Source organism: Pseudomonas sp. S32 (assembly GCF_016648095.1).
Lineage (GTDB): Bacteria > Pseudomonadota > Gammaproteobacteria > Pseudomonadales > Pseudomonadaceae > Aquipseudomonas > Aquipseudomonas parafulva.
This window is the reverse complement of record NZ_JACVVF010000090.1, coordinates 1-7078: the sequence shown is the minus strand read 5'-3', so window position 1 is coordinate 7078 and position 7078 is coordinate 1. Positions and strand designations below refer to the sequence as shown.

Annotated in this window: 3 protein-coding genes; 1 reads left to right on the top strand and 2 read right to left on the bottom strand. The window is 64.0% G+C overall.

The annotated features are described in order from the left end of the window. Both IAE38_RS23430 and norR read right to left on the bottom strand, forming a co-directional pair. Positions 1 to 3855 (bottom strand): Ig-like domain-containing protein (locus tag IAE38_RS23430; RefSeq protein ID WP_201219551.1); only part of this gene is annotated, 3855 nt, incomplete at its 3' end. A gap of 190 nt (positions 3856 to 4045) precedes the next feature. Continuing rightward, on the bottom strand, positions 4046 to 5599 hold the full coding sequence (gene norR, locus IAE38_RS23425) for a nitric oxide reductase transcriptional regulator NorR (protein WP_201163771.1): 1554 nt from the start codon (positions 5597 to 5599) through the stop codon (positions 4046 to 4048). Positions 5600 to 5753: 154 nt separating this feature from the next. Here norR and hmpA point away from each other — a divergent pair, with 154 nt between their 5' ends. After that, complete coding sequence (gene hmpA / locus IAE38_RS23420; RefSeq protein WP_201219543.1) at positions 5754 to 6932, top strand: NO-inducible flavohemoprotein; 1179 nt, start codon at positions 5754 to 5756, stop codon at positions 6930 to 6932. Positions 6933 to 7078: the final 146 nt, after the last annotated feature.

Below are 7078 nucleotides of genomic sequence, written 5' to 3'. Positions count from 1 at the left end.
GATCGCCAGATCCACCGGGGCAGCTGGTGGCGTGGTATCGACGCCGTCGATGTCCGGCGCGGTCACGGTGCTGGCAGTGGATGTATTGCCAGCCGCATCTGTAGCGGTGGCTTGCAGCACTTCGCCATCCACCTGGGGTGGCGTCAGGCTGATGCTGAACAAGCCCGTTGCGCCGACCACTGCGGTGCCAAGTTCAGTACCGTTGGCACCCAGGATACGTACGGTGCTACCCGGTTCTGCGCGACCAGTAATTACAGTGCCGTCTGCGCTGACGGCCAATTCGGTCGGTGCCGCAGGTGCAGTGATATCGGGTGCTGTGACTTGAGCGGGGAGGGAAGACAGGCCGTTTTCGATGGCGACTACGTCCAGCAATTCACCGTTGGCTTGGGCTGGATTGAGCGGGATGCTGAAGGTGCCATCGGCATTGGCGGTGGCGCTGCCGATCAGGGCTCCATCCGTGCCGCGTACCTCTACGCGAGCACCGGCAGGTGCTGTGCCGGTTAGAACCGTGCCGTCCGCATTGACGGTCAGGTTGGTCGGGCTCTCCGGCGCGGTGGTAAGAGGAACCTCGTAATCGACGGCGACCGAGGCGTTACCGCTTGGGTCGACCTGCACCAGGCTCAATTGCTCGCCCGGCTGTGCAGCAGGATCGAGGCTGACCAGGAAGGTGCCGTTGGCGGTGACCAGGCCACGGCCCAGTAGATTGCCATCGGCATCTCGCACCTCGACGGTGGCGCCGGCTTCGCCTCGCCCACTCAGGGCAGTGCCGCCAGGGCCGACCAGGATATTGGTCACAGCATCGGGCGGGGTGATGTCGGGTGCATCGAATTGCAGGGGTGCAGAAACGTTGCCTGCAGCATCGACCAGCCGTACATCCAGTGGCTGGCCATTGGCTTGGGCTGGCGACAACGTCAGGCTGAACAGCCCGTCAGACCCGACAACGCCAGTGCCGATCAGGGCGCCAGCGGCATCACGCACCTGAACCGTGGCGCCTGGTTCACCGCGGCCGGTGAAGGTCACGCCGTCTGCCAAGGCCAAGTCGGTGGGTTGTGCGGGAGCAGTGAGGTCCGGCGAGGCGACGCTGCCGGGGGGCGATACATTGCCAGCGGCATCGGTGAGGGTGACTTGCAGGGTGCTGCCGTCTTTCACTGCGGGGTTGAGCGACACTGCAAATATGCCATCCGGCCCTACAGTCCCAGTGGCAATGACATTACCTGCGGCATCACGAATCTGCACGGTAGCACCGGCTTCGCCGCGACCGGTGAGCTGAGTGCCCGCTAAACCGATCGCCAGATCCACTGGGGCAGCCGGTGGAGTGGTATCGACGCCGTCGATGTCCGGCGCGGTCACGGTACTGGCAGTGGATGTATTGCCAGCGGCATCTGTAGCGGTGGCTTGCAGCACTTCGCCATCCACCTGAGGAGGTGTCAGATTGATGCTGAACAAGCCCGTTGCGCCAACCACTGCGGTGCCAAGCTCAGTGCCGTTAGCCGCCAATATACGTACGGTGCTACCCGGTTCTGCGCGGCCAGTAATCACAGTCCCGTCTGCGCTGACGGCCAATTCGGTCGGTGCCGCAGGTGCAGTGATATCGGGTGCAGTGACTTGGGCGGGGAGGGAAGACAGGCCGTTTTCGATGGCGACTACGTCCAGCAATTCACCGTTGGCTTGGGCTGGATTGAGCGGGATGCTGAAGGTGCCATCGGCATTAGCGACAGCACTACCGATTAATGTGCCGTCTGCCCCACGGACTTCTACGCGAGAGCCAGCCGGCGCAGTACCCGTCAGCGCTGTACCGTCCGCATTAATGGCCAGATTGGTTGGGCTTTCTGGTGCAGTAGTAACGGGAACCTCGTAATCCACGGCAACCGAAGCGTTACCGCTTGGGTCGATCTGCACCAGGCTCAATTGCTCGCCCGGCTGTGCAGCAGGATCGAGGCTGACCAGGAAGGTGCCGTTGGCAGTGACCACGCCACGGCCCAGTAGATTGCCGTCGGCATCTCGCACCTCGACGGTGGCGCCGGCTTCGCCTCGCCCGCTCAGGGCAGTGCCGCCTGGGCCGATCAAGATGTTTGTCACCGCATCTGGCGGGGTGATGTCGGGTGCATCGAATTGCAGAGGTGCCGATACGTTACCGGCAGCATCGACCAGCCGCACATCCAGGGCTTGGCCGTTGGCCTGGGCAGGGGACAAGGTCAGGCTGAACAGCCCGTCCGAACCGACAACGCCAGTGCCGATCAGGGCGCCAGCGGCATCACGCACCTGAACCGTGGCGCCTGGTTCACCGCGGCCGGTGAAGGTCACGCCGTCTGCCAAGGCCAAGTCGGTGGGTTGTGCGGGAGCAGTGAGGTCTGGCGACGCGACGCTGCCGGGGGGCGAAACATTGCCAGCGGCATCGGTGAGAGTGACTTGCAGGGTGCTCCCGTCTTTCACAGCAGGGTCCAGCGACACCGCAAATGTGCCATCCGGCCCTACGGTTCCAATGGCAATGACATTACCTGCGGCATCACGCACCTGCACGGTGGTGCCGGCTTCACCTCGGCCAGTCAGTCGCGTTCCGGCAAGGCCAACCACCAGATCGACCGGTGCACCAGGCGGTGTGGTATCGACGCCGTCGATGTCCGGCGCAGTGATGGTGGCGCCGGGTGAAAGGTTGCCGGCCGCATCGGTAGCCGTCACCGTCAAGCCTTGCCCATCTGTCTGGGCAGGTTGCAGGGTGATGCTGAACAGCCCATCGGCACCGGCTGTAGCAGTGCCCAACAACACCCCACCCGCGCCCCTTACCGCGACGCTCGAGCCCGGCTCGGCGCGGCCTGTGAGCGTTGTGCCTTGAGCGCTCACAGCCAGATCAGTCGGTGCGAGAGGGGGGGTCAGATCGGGTGCAGTGATGCTGCCGGCCAGCGAGACATTGCCGGCGGCATCGGTCAAGGTCACCTGCAAACTCTCGCTGTTGATCTGCGCAGGGCTCAATACAACGCTGAAGCTGCCGTCAGCTGCCACACTGCCGCTGCCGATCACATTGCCAGCGGCGTCGCGGACGTTCACGGTGGTGCCTGGTTCACCCCGGCCGGTCAGCGTAACGCCCTGGGCGTCGATGGCCAGATCGACAGGGGGAAGGGGGGCGGTCGCATCCGGGGCAGTAACCGTTCCCGGTGCCGACTCGTTGCCAGCCCCGTCGGTCAAGGTTACCTGCAGGTTTTCGTTGTTGACCTGCGGTGGGTTGAGCGCAACCTCGAAGCTACCGTCTGCGCCGACGGTGCCATTACCAATCACGTTCCCCGCCGCATCCCGGACATTGACCGTTGCGCCTGCCTCGCCACGGCCGGAAAGGCGCAGCCCGTCGGGTGATACCAGCAAGTCGATGGGTGTCGCCGGGGCTGTGGTATCCGGTGCTGGGGTGCTGCCACCGCCACCTCCGCCACCTCCGCCACCGGAAACCGCTGCTGCACCACCCCCTACACCCAGCAGGCTAAGGCCCGCAATTGCCCAGGTTGGCATCGCTTCACCCGCTGTACCGATGCCGGCTACCAGCTCGTCCAGCGAGGCGACCTCATTGAAGGTGAAGCCGGTAAATGCCGCCGCGTCGTAGTCAGCGTGCCACAGGGTGCCGTCTTCGCCGACGAAGACCATGTCGCTGCCGACGCCTGCCTGGTTCACTGCGAAGAAGTTACCGATGGTGACTTTTTCGCCGGACTTGAGGGTGACGATCAGGTCTTGCCCGCGCTGGGTGACGTTGGCGACCTGGTCGGGGGAGACGGGCATCTGGACCACACCGGGTCCGTTCAGGCTGATGTTGCCCCAGGCGTTCTGGGTGGCGACGGCGGATTGCTTATCGGCGACGACGATGTTTTCCATAGGTAGCTCCCTGCTGGTGTGCGAATCCCCCGGCCCGAAACCCTGGGGCCGCCACTGCGTCACCGGCCCTTGTAGGGCGCCTGCGCGCAGCCTCGACCGCCTGGTCAAGATGTGGGTGGTTAGGGAGATATAGCAGCCACGCAAGAAGCAACCAGATGGCTTTCTGGGTTAATCCTTTTGTGAGAAAACCTCAGCGAAGGCCCAGTCTGCGGGCCAATCGGCTCAGGTTGGCGCGGTCCAGGCCAAGCTCTCGGGAGGCAGCTGCCCAGTTTTCCTGATGCCGTTGCAGGCAGTTTTCGATCACCTGCCGCTGGTAGGCATCGACTGCTTCGCGCAGCCCGGTTGTGGGCAGCGGCGCCGCCGTATCGGGTTGCTGGGAGGGGGTGTCTACGGTTGGCAGTGCTGAGGGGCGCAGGTCCAGGTCGGCAGCCTCAAGGGTGAGGATGCGCGGGCGCTGTGCATGTTGCCCGAGGGCCTTGAGGGCGGAGCGGCCGATCAGGTGCTCCAGTTCGCGCACATTGCCAGGCCAGCCATAGGCAACCAGCGCCGCCTGCCCGTCAGGGCTCAGTCGAAGGCTGTTCAAACCCAGGCGTGATCGGTTCTGTTCCAGAAAATAACCCGCCAATAGCAGCACATCGCGGCCTCTTTCCCGCAGTGGGGGGACGTGCAGAGGGTACACGCTGAGGCGGTGATAAAAGTCTGCCCGGAACCGGCCCTCGCGCACTTCAGCTGCCAGGTCGCGGTTGGTGGCTGCAATCAGGCGCACGTCCACGCGGTGCTCGCGGTCCGAACCCAGGCGCTGCAGCTGGCCGCTTTGCAGTACCCGAAGCAGCTTGGCTTGCACGGTCAACGGCAGTTCGCCCACCTCGTCAAGGAACAGGGTGCCACCGTTGGCCAGCTCGAACTTGCCGCGGCGCTCGCCGTGGGCGCCGGTGAACGCACCGCGGACATGGCCGAACAGTTCGCTTTCCACCAGGGTATCGGGCAGGGCTGCGCAGTTCAGGCTGACCATCGGTTTGCCGGCGCGGTTGCTCGCCTTGTGCAGGGCCTGGGCTACCAGCTCCTTGCCCACGCCGGTCTCGCCACTGATCAGCACGGTGAGGTCGCTGCCGCCCACCAGGCGAATTTCATCCACCAGGCGTTTGTGTGCAGGGCTCTGGCCGATCAGTTCCTTGTCCTGGCCGCTGGCCTGGCGGTACACCTCGGCGCGCTGGTGCTCGTCCTCGGCGCGCAGGGCCAGGTGCTCGATGCGCTCGGCAACGGTCACCGTAGCCGCGGCCAGGCTGGCGAACGCTTGCAGGGCGTCCAGCTCCAGGCTCTGGAACTGCCCGGGGGTCAGGGCGTCCAGGGTGACAAGCCCCCAGGGTTGTTCATCGACCATCAGCGGGCAGCCCATGCAGTCGTGAACCTCCAGGTCGACGCCTGGGGCGTTGACCAGACCATCGTAGGGGTCCGGTAAGTCTGAGTCGCTAGGGAAGCGGGTAGGGGAAGGGCGGCTCAGCAGTTGCTGGAAGCGCGGGTGCTCACTGACGCGGAAGCGCCGGCCCAGTGTATCGGGACTCAGGCCATCCACCGCCAGCGGTACCAGCCATTCCCCGTCCAGGCGCAACAACGCTGCCGCGTCGCAGGGCAACAGGCTGCGCATGGCTTGCAAGAGCCTTCGATAGCGTTCCTGATCGGGCAGGTCTCGTGACAGGTCGCTGACCAGTGGCAGTAGGGCGGTGAGCAGGGGCTTTGCGGTCATATGGACTCCAGTGGGTCTATATGACTATACGCGTGGCGTTGTCGTTTTGACATGGTGATGATCGAAAGGCCCGGAATCACGGGCTCTACGAGTTGGCATGAATGGTGAAATGCCTAGGGCAATCATTCGAAGCCAAAGGCTCAGGAGTTACCCAATGCTCAATGCCGAACAACGTGCAATCATCAAGGCCACTGTGCCCCTGCTGGAAAGCGGTGGCGAGGCGCTGACCACCCATTTTTACCAGATGATGCTCGCCGAGTACCCGCAGGTGCGCCCGCTGTTCAACCAGGCCCACCAGGCCAGCGGTGACCAGCCCCGTGCGCTGGCCAACGGTGTGCTGATGTACGCCCGCCACATCGACCAGCTGGAGCAACTGGGTGGCCTGGTAGGGCAGATCATCAACAAGCACGTGGCTTTGCAAATTTTGCCTGAGCACTATCCCATCGTGGGCAGTTGCCTGCTGCGTGCCATCGAGGAAGTGCTGGGCAAGGACATTGCCACGCCTGCAGTCATCGACGCCTGGGCTGCCGCCTATGGGCAGTTGGCAGACATCCTGATCGGTGCCGAGGAAGGCCTGTACAAGCAGAAGGAAGAGGCCGAGGGCGGCTGGCGCGGTACTCGCGAGTTTCGCCTGGTGCGCCGCGAGCAGGAGAGCAGCGAGATCGTCTCGTTCTACTTTGCCCCGGTGGACGGCAAACCGGTGCTCAAGGCTGAGCCTGGCCAGTACATCGGCCTCAAACTGCTCATCGAGGGTGCCGAGCAGCGGCGCAACTACTCGCTGTCCGCCTTATGCGACGGCGAGCAGTACCGTATCAGCGTGAAGCGCGAAGCCGGTGGCAAGGTGTCCAACTACCTGCACGATCAACTGAGGGTGGGGCAGACCGTGCAGATGTTCCCGCCGGCGGGGGATTTCACGCTGGCCGAGAGCGACAAGCCTTTGCTGTTGATCAGCGGCGGCGTGGGTATTACGCCGACCTTGGCAATGCTGCAAGCAGCCTTGCAAACCGGGCGGCCAGTGCACTTCATCCACTGCGCGCGCAATGGCGCGGTGCATGCGTTCCGCGACTGGGTCGACGCGCTGGCAGCACAACACCCGCAGCTAACGCGCTTTTACTGCTATGCCGAGCCGGATGACGCCGGGCAGGCTGATGCGATTGGCCTGTTGACCGAGGACCTGCTGGGTGAATGGATGCCTCGTGAGCGCGATGTCGATGCTTACTTCCTAGGGCCCAAACCGTTCATGGCGGCGGTGAAGCGGCAGTTGATGGCGTTGGGGGTGCCAGAGCAGCAGAGCCGTTACGAGTTCTTTGGGCCAGCAGCGGCGCTGGTGTGATGAAGCTGCTTCATCTTCCTTCCTGCCTATATATAAAGAAATAGAGATTTGCTCGCGCCTATCGCCAGGGGCTGCGCACAAATGGCCCACGCCTGATTGGCCCGAAACAAACGTAGGAGCGAGCGCAGCTCGCGATGCGCCGCGCG